We start from the raw sequence: 15,467 nt of genomic DNA on the forward strand, positions 1-15,467 counted from the left end.
CGTGATGAATAAAAGACTTCAAGGCAATTGTTCCTCGAAGCCAGCCTTGGCAAGGTGCCTGGCTGTTCTGGCAATGATGCTGGCTCTGTCCGCCTGTGGCGTGACGGACCGTGTCGCCAAGCGCATGGATGACACCTGGGCTGGCGACATGATGTTTGGTGACAACGAAAAAGTCATCCTGACGACTGACGGCGGTAATCAGCTCAACCCCGATGAGTACGGCAAACCGCTCTCGGTGGTGGTGCGCGTTTATCAACTGTCCTCTCTGGAGCGCTTCGAGTCGATCAACGCCGACAGCCTCTGGGATGATCCGCAAAAAGCTCTGGGCAACACACTGGTTGATAGCAAGGAGCTGATTCTGTTGCCAGGCATAGGGCAGACCGATCAATGGCCGCTGAACCCCAACGCGTCCTATGTGGGCATCGCGGCGTTCTTCCGGACCGACGAAAACAGCCGCTGGAAGGTCGCGTTCGACGCCAACACGCTGCGCAAGGACGGTATCTGGTTCTCGTCCGACGGTGTGCGCGTGCTGGTGGACAACAACTACATCCTCGCCGTTCGTGGCGTGGATGTGTTGAACAAGCTCAAGACTGAAGAGCAGTTCGCCAAATCCAATTCGATGCCCGAACAATCCGCCGGCAAAGGTATTACCGAGCGAGTGCAGGACGCCGCTGTCCAGCAGGTTCAGGACTCGGCCGGCAGTGCTGCGAAAAAGGCAGCGGACTCACAATTCAATTCTCTGTTGGAAGGCGCCAAATGAGTAAACAAAGCCGCGTGATGTGGTCGGAAGGCATGTTCCTTTTGCCACAACATTTCCAATATCAGGATGAGTTTCACCAGCATCAGCTTGCTGAGTCGACACTGCGTTCCACGCCTTTCCATTGGGGCGTGCAAACGCTGGAAGTCGACGTCGAGGCATTGGCCACAGGCTCGTTGCAGCTGAAGCGCCTGAAGCTGGTGTTCCCTGACGGCAGCCTTTACGACGCGCCACAGCATGACCCGCTGCCCGCCGCCCGCGACCTGAAAAACCTGACCAAAGGCGGAGAAATCAAGGTCTATGCGGCGCTCAAGCTGCCCGAGCCCTTTGGCCTGAACTACGTTGAAGATGGCCAGGAACAGAAGAGCGCCCGGCGCTTTCGCAAACAGTTCGACACCCTGCCGGACCTCAACGAAGGCGATCTGGAAAACGAAATCACCAGCCTGCGTCTGAACGTCGTGATGCTGGTCGATGGCGACACTCTGGATGGCTACAGCTATTGCCCGATTGCCCGACTGGCACGCAACAGCATCGGCGGCTTCAACCTGGATGCGCATTTTGTGCACCCTACGTTGCACGTGGGCACCCACGAGACGCTGGTTGGCCTTGGCAGACGCCTGATCAGCGTGCTGCAAGCCAAGAGCAAGGCACTTTCAGGTCGTCGACGCGAGCGTGCCGACCAGATCGCCGAGTTCGGTTCCAGCGACGTTACGTTATTCTGGCTGCTGAATACGGTCAACCGCGCCTACCCGCAACTGGCCCACCTGCTGGCGCACCCACGCCTGCACCCAGAGCGCCTGTATCTGTTTCTCGCGGAACTGGCGGGCGGTTTGCTGACGTTCTCGCTGGACACCCAGCTCACTGACATCCCCGATTACGATCATCAGGACCCGGCGGCCTCGTTGGTCAAGCTCGACGAACTGGTTCGTCTGCTGCTTGAGAACGTGATTCCGAACCAGTGCATCGTCATCAATCTGAGCCAGGTCCGGCCTTCGTACTGGCAGGGCCAATTGCTCGACCCACGCCTTACCGAAGCGGATTTCTATATTTCAGTGCATGCCGACATGCCCGGCTCCAGCCTGCTGGAACTGGTTCCGCGTGCGTTCAAGGTCGGTTCGCCGGAAGACATCGAGGTGGTCGTCAACAGCGCCATGCCGGGCGTCACCCTGAACCACTCGACACGCCTGCCAAACGCCATTCCGGTGCGCCTGGACAACCATTACTTCTCCATAGAGCCACATGGCCGGGTGTACGAACGCATGATGGAAGCCCAGGCCATTTCCTTCTACGCGCCCAGCGCGTTTACCAATCTCAAGCTTGAACTGTTGGCGGTGCTTAAATGACTGAAGCCGTGATGCAAGGTGCCGCTGCGGCTGCAACCGAAAAACCTACGCTCAAAGACCTGGTACGTGACTTCATCACCATGGCGCTGATTGTCCGTCGCGGCCGCCAGGCGATCTCGGTCACCGCGTTCGAAGCCAGCGTCGATACTTTCTTCGCCAACCTGGAGCGTCAGGCGCGCAGCGCCAATTACAGCGTCGAACAGGTAAAAGACGCGCAGTACGCACTGTGCGCATTCCTTGATGAGAGCGTGCTGCGTTCGGGCGACAACGATATGCGTCGCCACTTCGAAATGGAGCCATTGCAGTTCCGTTATTTCGGCGTCCACCTGGCGGGCGAAGGCTTCTTCGAGAAAATCGAACTGCTGCGCGCCGACGTGAAAAAGAACCTGGATGTGCTTGAGGTGTACCACCTGTGCCTGGCGCTGGGTTTCGAAGGCAAGTTCGGCCTCGGCCAGAAAGACCAATTGCGCTATCTGGCCAACACGCTGGGCCAGGACATCGCACGCTACCGCAAGACGCCAAAGGCACTGTCGCCTGACTGGGCATTGCCTGACCAGGTGTCGCAGATGCTTCGCCATGAAGTTCCGGTATGGCTTTACCTGGTGCTCATCGCCCTCGTGTGCCTGGGTGTCTATCTGACGCTTGACTGGTTGCTGGGCAAAGACGTGGCCGCGTTGGCCGAACAAATCAGCCAACTGTTCAATGCTTGAGTCCCGATCAGGTAACCGAGTCAGGAAGACATGAAGACATTACTGCGCCTGTTAAAAAGTTTCTGGTTCCTGGTCCCGATACTGTGGCTGATCAGCCTGGCTGTCTGCTGGTTTTTCGCCCCCAGGATCAGTTGGCTGCAAGGCTATACGCTCGAAGCGATGGCCATCATCAGCGCCTTCTATCTGCTGCTGATCGTACTGCGCCAATACCGACGGATTCGTACCGAACACAACCTCGAAAATCTGGTTCAGATCGAAGTTGACCGCTCGCTGAAATCCACCGGTGAGTTCCGTGATCAGCAAGTGCTGCGCGACCGCCTCAAGCATGCCATTGCCATGCTGCGCACCGATCGCTCGGCAGGCGGTGGCGGCTCCTCGGCGCTCTACGATCTGCCCTGGTATCTGGTCATCGGCATGTCGGCGGCAGGCAAGACCTCGTTGCTGACCCGTTCCGGCCTGTCGGCCAGCATTGCCAGTAGCGCCAATGACACGGAAAGCGGCACCCAGCACTGCGATTGGTACTTCAGCCCTGAAGCCGTGATGATCGACACCGCGGGTCGCTACCTGCGTGACGATCAGTCTGCCAGCGAATTCGCTGCGTTCCTGCGTATGCTCAAAAAGCAGCGCAGCAAGGCCGCCGTCAATGGTCTGGTGCTGGTGGTCAGCCTGCCAGAGCTATTGGCCGCCTCTGCCGCCGAGCGCAACGAGATGGGTGCGCGCCTGGTAACGCGCATCGAGGAATATACCGATTGCCTGGACGCCAACCCGCCTATTTATCTGATGCTGACCAAGACCGACCAACTGCCCGGCTTCAACCAGGCTTTCGACGGTATGGACCTGCATGAGCGCCAGCAGCCGCTGGGCATGACGTTCGGTCTGACAGAGATCACCACAGAAAGCCTGCGTTCGGTGCTCGATCGCAAACTGGCGAACCTGCAGGCGCATGTCAGCCGTCACGTCGATGCACAGATGATCGCGCTGGGTGCCGACGCCAACAGCGCCCTGCTCAACTTCCCCAACTACTTTGCCGAGCTGTCGGCGATACTCGAACAGTTTCTGCAGCATTTCGCGCGCAGTAACGTCAACGGTACCCAGTTGTTGCTGCGCGGCCTGTATTTCACCAGTGCCCTGCAAACCGACAAGCAGCTGACACCGGTGTATGAAGACGAGCTTTCAGAGTCGTTCGTCTTGCGGCCAGCGACCGCACCCGATGCGCTGGAAGAGGGCGAACAACGGAAAATCAGTGATCGCAGTTACTTCATCACCGATACCTTCCGCCGCGTCATTTTCCCTGACCGTGACCTGACCCTGTACCAGTCACGTCATGGCCGCGACAAATCACTGGGGCCGATTGTCATCGCTCTGGCGCTGTTCGCCGGGCTGGCCTTCATCGGCTGGCAGGCCCTGTCGTTCCAGAAAAACCGCGAGTGGCTGGCCGCGATCAGCCAACAGTTGACCGAACTGGAACAGTCCCCGGACCGTGCCCAGCGCCTCGCCTCCGGCCAAGGCCTGGAATTGCTGCGCAACCAGCTGGCTGCCATCGAGAAATACCGCACCAAGGGCGTGCCTCTTCAGCTCAGTGGCGGCCTGTACCGTGGCGACGATATCTACTTCGCCACCCAGACTGCCTACCTGCAGCAACTGCGTACCCAGGCGCTGGAACCGATCACGCTGAAACTGCAATTGCAGATGCGTGAATTCAACGAGTTCGCCAAAACCATGGACCCGCAGTATGGCTTCGGGGCTACACCCGCAGGGTCGGAAACCAAAACGGGCAAGGTACGCGCTCAAGGTCAGAAACTGCTGGACCGCGGCGCGCGCAACGTCGCTGCGGGCCGTCCGACCAGCCTGAGCAGCATCCCGCGCAGCACCGGCGAGGTTGCCAATCGACTGACCGGCGCAGCAAGAGGCACAGCCAGCCAGACGCGCAGCGAAGCGATTGCCGCGCTACGCAACCCGGCCACTGCCAACGATGCTGCCGAGCTTTCAGCCACAACAGGCGGCTTGTCGTTGTCGGAAGAGATGCTCGGGCGACTCGATGAACGGCAAGTGGCGTCCATCATCGAGTCATACAACGCCCTCAAGCTCTATCTGATACTGACTCAGCCGACCACGCATCCGGAAACCGAGTTCGTCAACGCAGCGTTGCCGGTGGCCTGGACGGGCATTTCCAGCGAGACCAATCCGATCAGCGACGACGTCATCGAGGACAACTCGCCGGTCTACGTACAGCTGCTCAAGAATGGTGACGCGCCGGCCATGCCACGCAATGAGCAACTGATCGACGAGACCCGCAAGAGCCTGAAGTTTTTCATGATCTCCAGCTCGCTGGTGGACCGTGAATACCTGCGCCTGCAATTGGAATCCAGCCGTCAGTTCCCGGCAATCGGCCTGAATGATCTGGTACCTATGCCGGGTCGCCAGTTGCTCTACGGTTCGGAGGCTGTACCTGCGATTTTCACCCGCCAGGGCTGGGAAGAGTTCGTGAAACCCGAGCTGATCAAGCTGGTGTCCGGCAACCTGCGTAACGAGTCGGACTGGGTTCTGGATGGCGAAGGCGGCGACAGCGTGGTGCAGAAAGCCAACTTCGTTCGTGAATTCATGGCCCGTTACAAGCGCGACTACACGCAGGTCTGGTACACCATGATCGACAGCGTCGGTGTGCGCCGCTTCAGCGACATGGCCAACGCCACGCAGCAGTTGTCATTGCTCAGCGACGTACGCAATTCGCCGGTCAAACTGCTGCTGTCTGCCGTCAACGACAACACGCAATGGGACGTGCCTGCGCCTCGCGAAGCGCAACAGACCGGAGTCAAAGGCGACGATGGCTTCTGGGGCAAGGTCAGCGGTATCTTCGACAACAAGGAAGCTGCGGCCAGCGTACTGATCTCGCCATTGCCTGCCGTGGATGACGGCAGTCTGGCCAAACGCTTCGAACCTGTATCAAGGGTTTTCGCAGCGCAGAATGCCGAAGGCGCTGACAGCACCATCATGGATCGCTACCTGGCAGCGCTGCGTAAACTCAAAGTGCGGATGAACAACATCCAGCGCTCGCAGGATGTCGGCAAGAGCAGCAAGCAGTTGATCAGCGAAACCCTTGAAGGGCAGCCGAGCGAAGTCACCAACGTGCGTAACTACGTTGAAACCACGGTCGATACCAGTCAGGGCGGGCTTTCCACCTCGCTGCAAAGCCTGTTCAGCCTGCCGATCCAGTTCGCCTGGGAAACGCTGCGCGATCCGGCCGGCGAACAGATCGCCAAAGCCTGGGCCAAACAGGTCGCCAAACCTTGGGAACAGGTCATGGCGCATCGTTACCCGATTGCTGCGGACAGCCGCAACGAGGCATCGGTGAAAGACCTGCAACGCTTCGTTGACCCGGAATCCGGCCTGCTACCGAACTTCAAGCGCAACGAAATCGGCAACCTGTCCGATGGCGAAGGCCTGGGTATGGGCAGCGGGTCCAAGGCTGCGCCGCTGGTCAATCCGAAAATGGTCAGCAACATTGACAAGGCCAGTTCGCTGGGCGAGGTCATCGCCAGCCTCTCGGATCGCGACAATGGTTTCGAGATCATGCTGGAGCCGTCGGCCTACTTCACTGACATCATCTTCACGCTGGATGGCCAGGAGCAGCATTACCGCAACGGCAAGACCAGCTGGAGCCGCTTCTCATGGCCGGGTACCACGACAGCACCGGGCGCACGCCTGGATGTGGTCACGCTGACCGGCGAGCGCATCACCGTGTTCGACTACACCGGGCGCTGGGGCCTGCTGCGCATGAACGACAGCGCACGGGTCGCCGACCTGGACGGCATTCAGCAGCGTTTCAGCTGGAACACGGCCAAGGGGCCGGTCAGTCTGGTGGTGCGCAACTATGGTGGCGTGAAGCTGACCGACCTGGCGAACGTCAAGGCGCTGAGCGCGCTTAACGCAACAGATGCGCGGACCAAGTGAGGATGCACATGCTCGATCTGGAGGGCGGTCGATGATTGGCTGCTTCGGAAAAGTGCCCGCGAGCGCAGATTTCGTCAGCCTGCATGGCGCCAGCGACGATGTCTGCGAGTTCGATGCATGGCTGCAGGGCGCTCTCGCCGACATGCAGCACCGCGAAGACTGGCGCACGCTGTTCGATCGATTGCCGGTGTGCTTTTTCAGCTACCGGGCACGCAGCGGCAACTGGCTGGTGGGCGGTTTGATCAGTTCCAGGGACTCAAGCGCTCGGCGTTATCCGTTCTTCATCTTTCAAACGGTGAAGTCCAGTGACGCCGGGCTGTTTGTGAACCCGTTCACCCTGAGCGAACTGTTCGCCGGGCAGATCAAACCGCTGCTGCACATGGCCGCACAGGGCGAAGGCACCTCAGTGCTGTTCGAACGCATCAGGGCCTTGCGCCCGTTGCAAGGACAGGACTTTGAACTGTTCCGGCGTGTGCATGAGAAGTTTCTGGTGAACTTCACCCTGCGTGACATTGCGACTTCGCTGGAGAGCTCATACCCCGAGTTCATCAGCAATGCCGTGCTCACCCGACTGCAAGCGCTGGGTCGCCCGTCGTACAGGGCACCGATCGGTATTTCGCTGCCACTGCCTGCCGAGCGAGGCTTGAAGAACCCGACAGCAGATCTGTGGGTCAATTGGCTGACACGCATTGACCCGAACAAGGCAGTGCCGCAAATCAGCATTCTGGCGGACGACTTCATGCGCCCCCGACTGTTCTGCTTCCCGTCGCGCAACACCTCAGGCGTGTACCGCGTGGTGACGGGCGTGGGCGAGCATTCGGAGAACTATGACGTGCTGGCACCCTTTGACGCGTTCGACGAACACCACCGAGGCCATGTGTTTCCAGACATTGACCGCCCTCTTTATGACGTTATCGACCGCTTTGTCGATGTGCTGGATTTGAAGTCCGTATGAACAAGATCAAATACTACTTTTTGCGCTACCAGCCCTATGTTCTCGGGGTCTGCTTTTTTCTGTCGATCTTCATCATCTGGAGCATCGGCCGTGCCCTGGGCTTCAGTTCGATGAACAGCCTGCTGACGGGAATAGGCCTGTTCCTGCTGCTGTCGGCGGCGTATGTGCTGTTGCTGTATCGGGGCGTATCACAGCATCAGAACCTGGAGGGTCTGCTGCGTGATGACGCCGATCAGGCCGTGCTCAACGCCAGCCCGGCGGATCGCGAAGAGGTCAGCCTGCTGCGTGAGCGCTTGCTGCAAAGCATCGAACGGTTGCAGAGCAACAAGCCGAACGGCAGCAACGCCAAGGACGCGCTTTACGCCCTGCCCTGGTATCTGGTGGTGGGTCAGCCCGCAGCGGGCAAAAGCACCATGCTGTATCAGTCGGGCCTCAACTTCCCCTACGCCGAGCGCGAAGGCGCACGCGTCGCCGGGCTGGGCGGCACGCGCAATTGCGACTGGTTCTTCAGCTCGGAAGCCGTGCTGCTGGATACCGCTGGCCGCTACATGAATGATCAGCAGGAAGCCGGCAAATGGCGCGCCTTTCTGCAATTACTGCGTCAGCACCGCCAGCGCAGACCGCTAAACGGCCTGATTGTCACGGTCAGCATTCATGACATCCTGCAATCCTCGGTGGAGGATCAGGAGCGCATCGCCAAACGTCTGCGCGAGCGAATCCAGGAAACCCACGCGCTGCTGGAAGTGCGTCTGCCGGTGTATCTGGTGTTCACCAAGTGCGATCTGGTACCGGGCTTTGTGCCCTTCTATCGCCAGCTGGATGATGTGGCGCGTGGCGAAGTGATGGGCAAGACCTTCCCGCACAAGGGCTTCGAGCAAGCTGACTGGGGCCAGCGCTTCGGTGTGGCGATGGACGAGCTGATCAATTACTGGAAAGAGATCGCCAACCAACAGCTGGTGCTTCAGGACATCCAGATCACGCGTCAGGACACCGCGGTGTATCGTTTCCCGCTGGAACTGGAAGCCTTGAAACCGCGCCTGCTGATGTTCGTCGATGCCCTGCTGCGCGCCAACCCGTATCAGAGCGCCGAGATGCTGCGCGGTTTCTACTTCACCAGCGCACTGGACGCCGACCAGCCCGAAATGGGCGGACACACCCGTCAGGTGACCGAGCGTTTCCAACTGGAAAGCGAGCAGGACCTGGTCGACGGCAATGCGCAGCCGCATCCGCTGTTCATCAACAGCCTGTTCCGCAAGGTGATCATTCCCGATCAGCATCTGGTGGCGCTGTACACCACCAACCATCGCGAGCGTCGCCGCAAGGCTGCGTGGATTGGCGGAGCCAGTCTTGTTGCCCTGTTGATCTGCAGCCTGTGGGGCTGGTCGTACTGGAACAACAAGGACAACATCCAGTCCATTTCCACCGAACTCGCCCAGGCTGCAGCCGATGACAGCAAAGCCACCGGTCAGTACACCGAGTGGCAAACGCTGGATCGCATGCGCTTTTGGACTTCGCTTTACTACGATCGTCATCACGACGAAGGCGTACCGCTGCGCTTGCGCCTGGGTCTTTACCGGGGCTATGACGTCGAGCCGTTGCTGCGCACGCGCTACTTCAACCGTCTGGAAACGGTGATGCTCAAGCCGACCGCAGACAACCTGACGCGCTCGCTTTACCTGCTGACCACCATCAAGGTCTACCAGCGTAATGCCAAGGACCTGATGCCGGTCACCGGCGTCGACAGCGTCGAACCCAAGGCACTGCCGCCGGATAACCGCGCGCAGTCCATCGCGGCCTTCGGCAAGGCGACGCTGGATACTTACGTCATGTTGTCGCGAGCGCAGCGCGAGAAGGCTGACCCGGCCTTCCTGAAAGCGAAGATGCCTGATTACTGGTATCCGGCCATCGCGCGCCAGACCGGCAAGACCATCACTGCGAACGCCGAGGCAGGCTCCAATCAGGATTACGAGTACGCCAGCCGCCAGATCAACTTCTACAGCGATCAGATTCACGAACTGGACGTGCCGAGAATTCTCGACAACGCATTCCTGACATCCAGTTCGCGTAATTACATCAACAGCCTGTTGACGCAGTCGTTGAAGGCTATCGAAACCATCACGCTGGAATCGGACACTCTGTTTGCCTTTGGTCGTGCCGACTTCCAGAGCCTGAAAACCGAAGGTCAAAACCAGTTGAGTGCGATCGCCGGCAAGCTTTTGAGCACACCGAACATCGGCAAGATCGTGATTGCAGGTCACGCCGACCAGCTGGGCGACCCGCAAAGCAACATGCAGGTGTCCAAGCAGCGTGCACAGACCATCAAGACTTACCTGGTCGGCAAGGGCGTGCCCGCCGAGCTGGTGGACGCGGTCGGCGAAGGCAGCGAGAAACCCTTGGTCAAATGCGATATGCAGCAGCCGAGGGCTCAGTTGATTCAGTGCCTTGAGCCGAATCGACGCGTAGAGATCGAAGTGCGCGCGCTCAATTGATCGCGCAGTGCAAGCAAACCGAAGCCCGGGTTGTCTACATGAGACCGGGGCCGTGGCAAGAGAACCTTTCTTGATCGTTTCAGGAAGGTTAATCAAAAGGGCCGTGTTCTGTCCGCAGACGCCACGGCTTTAAATGAAGAAGGAGAAGCAGAAAATGGCATTTGACGCATACATCCAAATCGACGGCATCCCAGGCGAAGTTCTGGACGACAAGCACAAGGACTGGATCGAAGTGTTGGGCTACGAGTTCGGCGCTACCCAGGCCACCTCGGCGACCGCAAGCTCTTCGGGCGGTGCTTCGTCCGAGCGCGTTGCACTGAGCGACTTCAGCATCCGCAAGTCTGTGGACAAGGCTTCCGCCAAGCTGTTCGAAGCGTGCTGCAAGGGCACTCACATCGCCAAGATCCAGCTGAACGTCAACCGTGCAGGCGGCGACAAGCTGACCTACCTGACCATCAACCTGGAAGAAGTGGTTGTGTCTTCCGTGAAGGCGGTTGCTGGCGGTAGCCAGAAAGGCGAAGACAACGCAGTCAGCGATCTGCCGATTGAAGAAATCAGCTTCAACTTTGCTCGCATCAAGACTACCTACACCCAACAGAGCCGTTCCGATGGCCAGGGTGGCGGTAACGTCACTGGCGGCTGGGACCGCACTGCGAACAAAGTATTCGCATAAGTCTGTGACACCTCGGGTCGCGCAAGCGGCCCGTCTTCAGCACCGTGTCTGCCCAGGCACGGTGTTCTTTTATCCTCTGATCAGAGTTGACTATGTCTGAATTTCTCAACGACCTTTCGCTTGCCGATCTGACGGCGCCCATCAACGGGGGCAGCGGCGAAGACCTGAGCTTTTCCACCCTGTTCGATCAGGTCAAGGAAGCTCGTCGAGCAGACCCCGATTACCTCACCCAAGGTGACTGGCAAACCGATCTGAAGTCCTCGGACTGGGATCAGACCATCACGTTGGCCGCACAGGGCCTTGCTGAACAAAGCAAGGACCTGATGCTCGTCGCCTGGCTCAGTGAAGCCCTGGCGCACAAATACCACTTTGTCGGCATTACCTTCGGCCTGACCGTGGCCGAGCGGATCCTGCAAAATTTCTGGGACGATCTGTACCCGTCGCTGGAAGACGGCGTAGAAGAACGTGCCGCCCGCCTGGCCTGGCTGAAAACCACGCTGACCGAAGTCGTCGGCGGGCTGCCAATCACCCAGGGGCAAAACTTTGGTCTGTTGCGCTACGACGAGTCGCGCCACGTGGAAAACCTTGCGCTGCAAAACCCCAAGGCCATGCAGGCTGCTGTTGACGAAGGCAAGATCAACGCCGAAATCTTCCAGCGCTCCGTGGTACTGACCGACTCGGACCACCTGCGCCTCAAGGCCAGCGAAATCGCCGCCAGCCTGTACGCCTGCCAGCAGCTCCAGGCCACTGCCGACACCCTGTTCGGCCGCGACGCGCCCAGCCTCGTCACCCTGAGCGACATCCTGCAACGCGCCGGGCAACTGACCGAAAAGCTGCTCAAGGACCGAGGAATAGAACTGAGCCCTGCCCCGGCAGCCGCCGCTCAGACCGCACCCGAAATCGCCATCGACCAACCCGCAGGTGCCGCGATGACCCAGACCACCCAGGACAGCGCATCCGCACCACTGCGCACCACCCCGACCACTCGCGACGAAGCCTTCACCATGCTCGCCGGTATTGCACAGTTCTTCAAAAACACCGAGCCGCAAAGCCCCGTCCCGTACCTCATCGAGCGCGCCATCAAGTGGGGCAACATGCCGCTGGAAGGCTGGCTGAACGACGTCATCAAAGACAGCAACGTCGTGGACAGCATTCGCGATGTGCTGGGTACGAAAGAGCCTAAGCAGTAAGGGCAGTTCGTAGGATCGGTCTGTATGAACGTGCGTACAGACCGTCGGGAAATGCACCACAGGATGAGTCCGTCTGTATGACTGACGTGCTCTCGATTTACCCGTATTTTGCATCTTACCCAGCGCAACAACAGGGAAAAACCATTCACATGATTCACACACATCAGGGATTAGAGAATGAACACGTCAGACCCGGTAAACGCATCAGGCCACTACAGCGACAAATGGAAAGAACGCTTCGCCTTTTTTGAAGCGCATGGCGGCCCGAACGCACCAGGGTTCAGACCCGCGCTCAAGCAACTGCCATTTCTGAAAAAAGTGAAAGTCAACTTCAACTTCTTCGCGTTCTTTTTTGGGCCGGTTTACCTGTTCATCCTGGGGCTGTGGAAGAAGAACCTGTCCTTTATCGCAATGATAGTAGTGGTCTCTATCGTGCTGGACATGGTGATGGAAATGTTTGAGTTCCGCTATGCCAAGGAGGCCAGTTCTGCGGTCGGTTTTGTGTTTAATGCGTTGTATGGGCAACTGACTAATTACGCGTATTACCTCAAGGAAGTGAAAGGCGAGCAGAGCTGGAATCCATTTGAGGGGTTGCGTTGGTGAGGCGCGAAGCGTGTCTGCTGAAGGTTAAACGCTGGAAGCTCGGCTATTTGTGGAACTGGATAACTTGAATCTTCCCGTTCTCCACATTCACCGAGTAGGTCACACCATTCCAGCAATCTGCGATGACCTGAGCGTTGTCATCGCAGTGAAGACTCATAAACGGCTTGTCCGCCTGCGTACCGTGCGGGCCTTCCTCGATCTGCCAGAGCACTTCGCCAGCCATCGAGAAAGCGAAGATGTTCCGGTTGAAGCCCTCGCCCGGCGGGGATTCAAGCCTGATTAGCACTATCCCCTTAAACAGCAGAAACGTGTCCGCCGGGTAAGGAAGGCAGACTCGCTGACTTTCTATCCAGAGACTCCCGTTCTCGATCCGACAATGATGAGAGCTCATTATTCAGCCTTCAAAGCCATCAACATAAAGCGCCTCATAACGCACCATCGTATCGCTGAGCCGCTGCCGCAGATACCCGTTCGCATGCCCCAAGGCTGCCAGAATCTGCGCCGACTCCACCAGATACGACGCTCGCTTTGCCTTCTTCCAGGTGGACGGCGCTGACTGGAGATTGGTGATGCGATCACACAACTTGACCGACGCAGCTTCTTTGGAATGCCTGGCGATCCCGGCGAAATAAAGCGCTTCGGAAAACGGCACGATCAGGTTCTTGCTCAGGCACGCCACGGCTGAGGCGACCTCCACACCGAACGCTTCAGCCAACTCATCCTGAGTCACCGGCGTATCCTCCAGCACGTCGTGCAGTAACGCTGTGGGCAAGGCGATTTCAAGCGCGCCCACGGATTCTTCGCGATGGGCAAAGATCAACTCGTTGGCAACCATCGCCACATGGGTGGTGTAAGGAAGATCCGAGCCTGTCATTTTTTGGCCGACGTGGGCATGGGATGCGAATAGCCAGGCTTTGTTGAAGAGGTGTTGCGGGCATGATTTGGGCATTTGGGTCAGATTCCTTGAGATTCTCATCGGAGCATATGCTATATCTCAGAAAGCAGGTCATGCAGCATCAGGACCGCAAGGCATGTGCGCCACACAGAGTAAAAATTAACTGCCCGTGACACGCACTTTCATTACTCACCCATTTCCCTTTTCAATTTATGTAATAAAGGAGTCTCTCCACCAGTCAGCTCAATCCTGAACTCTGCGAAAGCATGCTCAAGATGAGGATATTGTTGCAAACCCTCTTCGGTAAATAGATAACGCCCTGGAATGTCTCGCCACTGCAACTTAACTGTTATCATGCCTTTTCAACCACGTGATCTGATTTTTTCAAATCTTCAATCACTTCACGCAGCTCTTGCGTTTTTTGCTGAAGATGTTCAATATTTATAATAATAATTTTGGCGGCAGCTGAATTTACAGAAGGACGAAGGAAAGCAGAAACCTACAACCGGCCCCAAGAGAGAAAATTGCAAATTTTTCTGCACAGGGCAACCATTATAAAATTTATTCCTCAAGGATGCCACAACCCTTCGGGAAGTTTAATTTCCAACTCGTTTGCTGACTGATTCGCAATGTAATAAACATCCATCGGGGCTTGTGCCAGCACGTAATCTTTTTCTTTGAACCTCTTGACTGCAAGGGCCCCGATAAAAAGTTTGTGAAGTCCGGACTTGTCTGCCTCAACAACCTCAAGAATTGATTTTATATAGAGAGGCTGTTTAGAACTGCTGCGTATATCGAAAACGCAGGGTGGCGACTTATACGCATTTCGGTAAGTAAAACAGCATGATCTATGAACTCCTTGGCGGAATTAAACCTTATTATCGGCTTGCCCCTAATACAGAATACGCTTCATCACTGCAGAACGGACGAGCTATTTTCGATTTCGTTCTGCGCGAAGTATTTTTAAAAGCGGAGGTTCCCCTCCCGTAATCTCAATTGAAAATACAGCATATGCATGCTCTAAATCACTGTATTCTTGAAGCCCATTCTCGGTAAAGCGATAACGCCCCGGAACGGCTCCCACCTCTATAGGGGTTAAAATCCGCCTCGACTTTGCCAACTCCAGCAATGGTCTCAGGTCGTTATAGAGATGTGATACCTGTACATCTTTATTCATATGCTCTTTCAACTTTCCCTCTAAAACTCTTGCTGAAGAGCTCAATTTTTCTACGTTAATTTTTAGCACCTCATGATTTGAACTGTCACAGCCAGAAAGAAATTTATTCGACCCCCTACCTCTGCTAGAAATGAGCTGCACTGCTTTGTTCCTCAAGCCTATTCCCTATTCGCAGATATTTTAGTCCTTAGCCATTTTGGCCAGCAAAATTTTGTAGGCCTCGGTCTCCCGCCCCTCGATGAGGTCCATATAGAAATCTGTATATGCGGCCTCCAAATCTTTATATGACTGTAAACTTGTCTCAGTAAAAAGCTTGTAACCTGGAATATCTCGCGGCTCAACCATTTCAGTGATTTGGCCTCGCTCTGCTCGGGAAAGCAAATCCTCAAGATCCAATAGCAATATTGAAGCATCAGGATCGCGATGTTTATAAAACTCAAGTTTGTCACGAAGCGCTGTGGCTGCCATTCTCAAAGCTTCAACATCCATAATATTACTCCTATTTGCTATGGCGCATGTTATCCTGGGCATTAGCTAATTCTCACCAGTGCATATAATATATATCTCAGAAAGCAGGTCATGCAGCATCAAGATAGCAAGGCACGTACGCCACACAAAGCAAAATCTAAATGCCCGTGACACTCACCTTCACTCCTCGCCCATTTCCCTTTTCAACTTACGTAACAAAGGAGTCTCTCCACCAGTCAGCTCAATCCTGAACTCT

The 15,467-nt window shown here is 56.8% G+C and carries 13 protein-coding genes and 2 pseudogenes; 9 read left to right on the forward strand and 6 right to left on the reverse strand.

Annotation, left to right across the window (positions count from 1 at the left end; translation table 11 throughout):
• Window positions 1-4 precede the first annotated feature (4 nt).
• The 9 genes from tssJ (at window position 5) to AO068_RS06385 (ending at window position 12,671) form a co-directional block, all read left to right on the forward strand.
• A complete protein-coding gene (gene tssJ, locus AO068_RS06345) occupies window positions 5-760 on the forward strand; it encodes a type VI secretion system lipoprotein TssJ (RefSeq protein ID WP_080394821.1) in 756 nt (251 codons plus the stop codon).
• Window positions 757-2,100, forward strand: coding sequence for a type VI secretion system baseplate subunit TssK (tssK, locus tag AO068_RS06350; RefSeq protein ID WP_057401781.1), 1,344 nt, complete (start codon window positions 757-759; stop codon window positions 2,098-2,100). Before tssJ ends, tssK begins: the two co-directional genes overlap by 4 nt.
• Entirely contained in the window at window positions 2,097-2,810 is a 714-nt protein-coding gene (gene icmH, locus AO068_RS06355) for a type IVB secretion system protein IcmH/DotU (protein WP_002551418.1), read from the forward strand. The genes tssK and icmH overlap by 4 nt, the downstream gene beginning before the upstream one ends.
• A gap of 30 nt (window positions 2,811-2,840) precedes the next feature.
• Complete coding sequence (locus tag AO068_RS06360; RefSeq protein WP_058407936.1) at window positions 2,841-6,761, forward strand: type VI secretion protein IcmF/TssM N-terminal domain-containing protein; 3,921 nt, start codon at window positions 2,841-2,843, stop codon at window positions 6,759-6,761.
• A 31-nt stretch (window positions 6,762-6,792) separates the two neighbouring features.
• Entirely contained in the window at window positions 6,793-7,716 is a 924-nt protein-coding gene (gene tagF / locus AO068_RS06365; protein WP_057401783.1) for a type VI secretion system-associated protein TagF, read from the forward strand.
• A complete protein-coding gene (tssM, locus tag AO068_RS06370; protein ID WP_016982572.1) occupies window positions 7,713-10,205 on the forward strand; it encodes a type VI secretion system membrane subunit TssM in 2,493 nt (830 codons plus the stop codon). The genes tagF and tssM overlap by 4 nt, the downstream gene beginning before the upstream one ends.
• A gap of 154 nt (window positions 10,206-10,359) precedes the next feature.
• Window positions 10,360-10,878: an Hcp family type VI secretion system effector gene (locus tag AO068_RS06375; protein WP_003318810.1), complete on the forward strand. Its 519-nt coding sequence runs from the start codon at window positions 10,360-10,362 to the stop codon at window positions 10,876-10,878.
• Window positions 10,879-10,970: 92 nt separating this feature from the next.
• Window positions 10,971-12,068 carry a type VI secretion system protein TssA gene (gene tssA, locus AO068_RS06380; protein ID WP_058407937.1) on the forward strand — a complete coding sequence of 366 codons (1,098 nt, stop codon included), beginning with the start codon at window positions 10,971-10,973 and terminating at the stop codon, window positions 12,066-12,068.
• 177 nt (window positions 12,069-12,245) lie between these two features.
• Window positions 12,246-12,671: a DUF2628 domain-containing protein gene (locus tag AO068_RS06385; RefSeq protein WP_058407938.1), complete on the forward strand. Its 426-nt coding sequence runs from the start codon at window positions 12,246-12,248 to the stop codon at window positions 12,669-12,671.
• Between the two features lie 43 nt (window positions 12,672-12,714).
• On the opposite strand, the gene AO068_RS06390 is transcribed toward AO068_RS06385, so the two are convergent.
• The 6 genes and pseudogenes from AO068_RS06390 to AO068_RS06400 form a co-directional block, all read right to left on the reverse strand.
• Window positions 12,715-13,062, reverse strand: a complete 348-nt coding sequence (locus tag AO068_RS06390) for a hypothetical protein (RefSeq protein WP_058407939.1) — start codon at window positions 13,060-13,062, stop codon at window positions 12,715-12,717.
• A gap of 3 nt (window positions 13,063-13,065) precedes the next feature.
• The gene (locus tag AO068_RS06395) at window positions 13,066-13,620 is read right to left on the reverse strand and encodes an HD domain-containing protein (protein ID WP_058407940.1); all 555 of its coding nucleotides are present in this window, start codon (window positions 13,618-13,620) and stop codon (window positions 13,066-13,068) included.
• A 131-nt stretch (window positions 13,621-13,751) separates the two neighbouring features.
• Window positions 13,752-14,011: pseudogene (locus AO068_RS29200) on the reverse strand (hypothetical protein).
• Window positions 14,012-14,134: 123 nt separating this feature from the next.
• Window positions 14,135-14,391 (reverse strand): annotated as a pseudogene (locus AO068_RS26620) (immunity protein Tsi6 family protein).
• Window positions 14,392-14,497: 106 nt separating this feature from the next.
• The gene (locus tag AO068_RS26625; RefSeq protein WP_230017148.1) at window positions 14,498-14,884 is read right to left on the reverse strand and encodes a hypothetical protein; all 387 of its coding nucleotides are present in this window, start codon (window positions 14,882-14,884) and stop codon (window positions 14,498-14,500) included.
• A gap of 39 nt (window positions 14,885-14,923) precedes the next feature.
• Complete coding sequence (locus AO068_RS06400; protein ID WP_005759842.1) at window positions 14,924-15,232, reverse strand: hypothetical protein; 309 nt, start codon at window positions 15,230-15,232, stop codon at window positions 14,924-14,926.
• Window positions 15,233-15,467: the final 235 nt, after the last annotated feature.

The organism is Pseudomonas sp. ICMP 3272, assembly GCF_001466905.1.
Taxonomy (GTDB): domain Bacteria; phylum Pseudomonadota; class Gammaproteobacteria; order Pseudomonadales; family Pseudomonadaceae; genus Aquipseudomonas; species Aquipseudomonas amygdali.

Bases quoted from the DNA above. Each gene is read 5' to 3' on its own strand.
- tssJ (WP_080394821.1), top strand. From the start codon at position 5: ATGAATAAAAGACTTCAAGGCAATTGTTCCTCGAAGCCAGCCTTGGCA.
- tssK (WP_057401781.1), top strand. From the start codon at position 757: ATGAGTAAACAAAGCCGCGTGATGTGGTCGGAAGGCATGTTCCTTTTG.
- icmH (WP_002551418.1), top strand. From the start codon at position 2,097: ATGACTGAAGCCGTGATGCAAGGTGCCGCTGCGGCTGCAACCGAAAAA.
- AO068_RS06360 (WP_058407936.1), top strand. From the start codon at position 2,841: ATGAAGACATTACTGCGCCTGTTAAAAAGTTTCTGGTTCCTGGTCCCG.
- tagF (WP_057401783.1), top strand. From the start codon at position 6,793: ATGATTGGCTGCTTCGGAAAAGTGCCCGCGAGCGCAGATTTCGTCAGC.
- tssM (WP_016982572.1), top strand. From the start codon at position 7,713: ATGAACAAGATCAAATACTACTTTTTGCGCTACCAGCCCTATGTTCTC.
- AO068_RS06375 (WP_003318810.1), top strand. From the start codon at position 10,360: ATGGCATTTGACGCATACATCCAAATCGACGGCATCCCAGGCGAAGTT.
- tssA (WP_058407937.1), top strand. From the start codon at position 10,971: ATGTCTGAATTTCTCAACGACCTTTCGCTTGCCGATCTGACGGCGCCC.
- AO068_RS06385 (WP_058407938.1), top strand. From the start codon at position 12,246: ATGAACACGTCAGACCCGGTAAACGCATCAGGCCACTACAGCGACAAA.
- AO068_RS06390 (WP_058407939.1), bottom strand. From the start codon at position 13,062: ATGAGCTCTCATCATTGTCGGATCGAGAACGGGAGTCTCTGGATAGAA.
- AO068_RS06395 (WP_058407940.1), bottom strand. From the start codon at position 13,620: ATGCCCAAATCATGCCCGCAACACCTCTTCAACAAAGCCTGGCTATTC.
- AO068_RS06400 (WP_005759842.1), bottom strand. From the start codon at position 15,232: ATGGATGTTGAAGCTTTGAGAATGGCAGCCACAGCGCTTCGTGACAAA.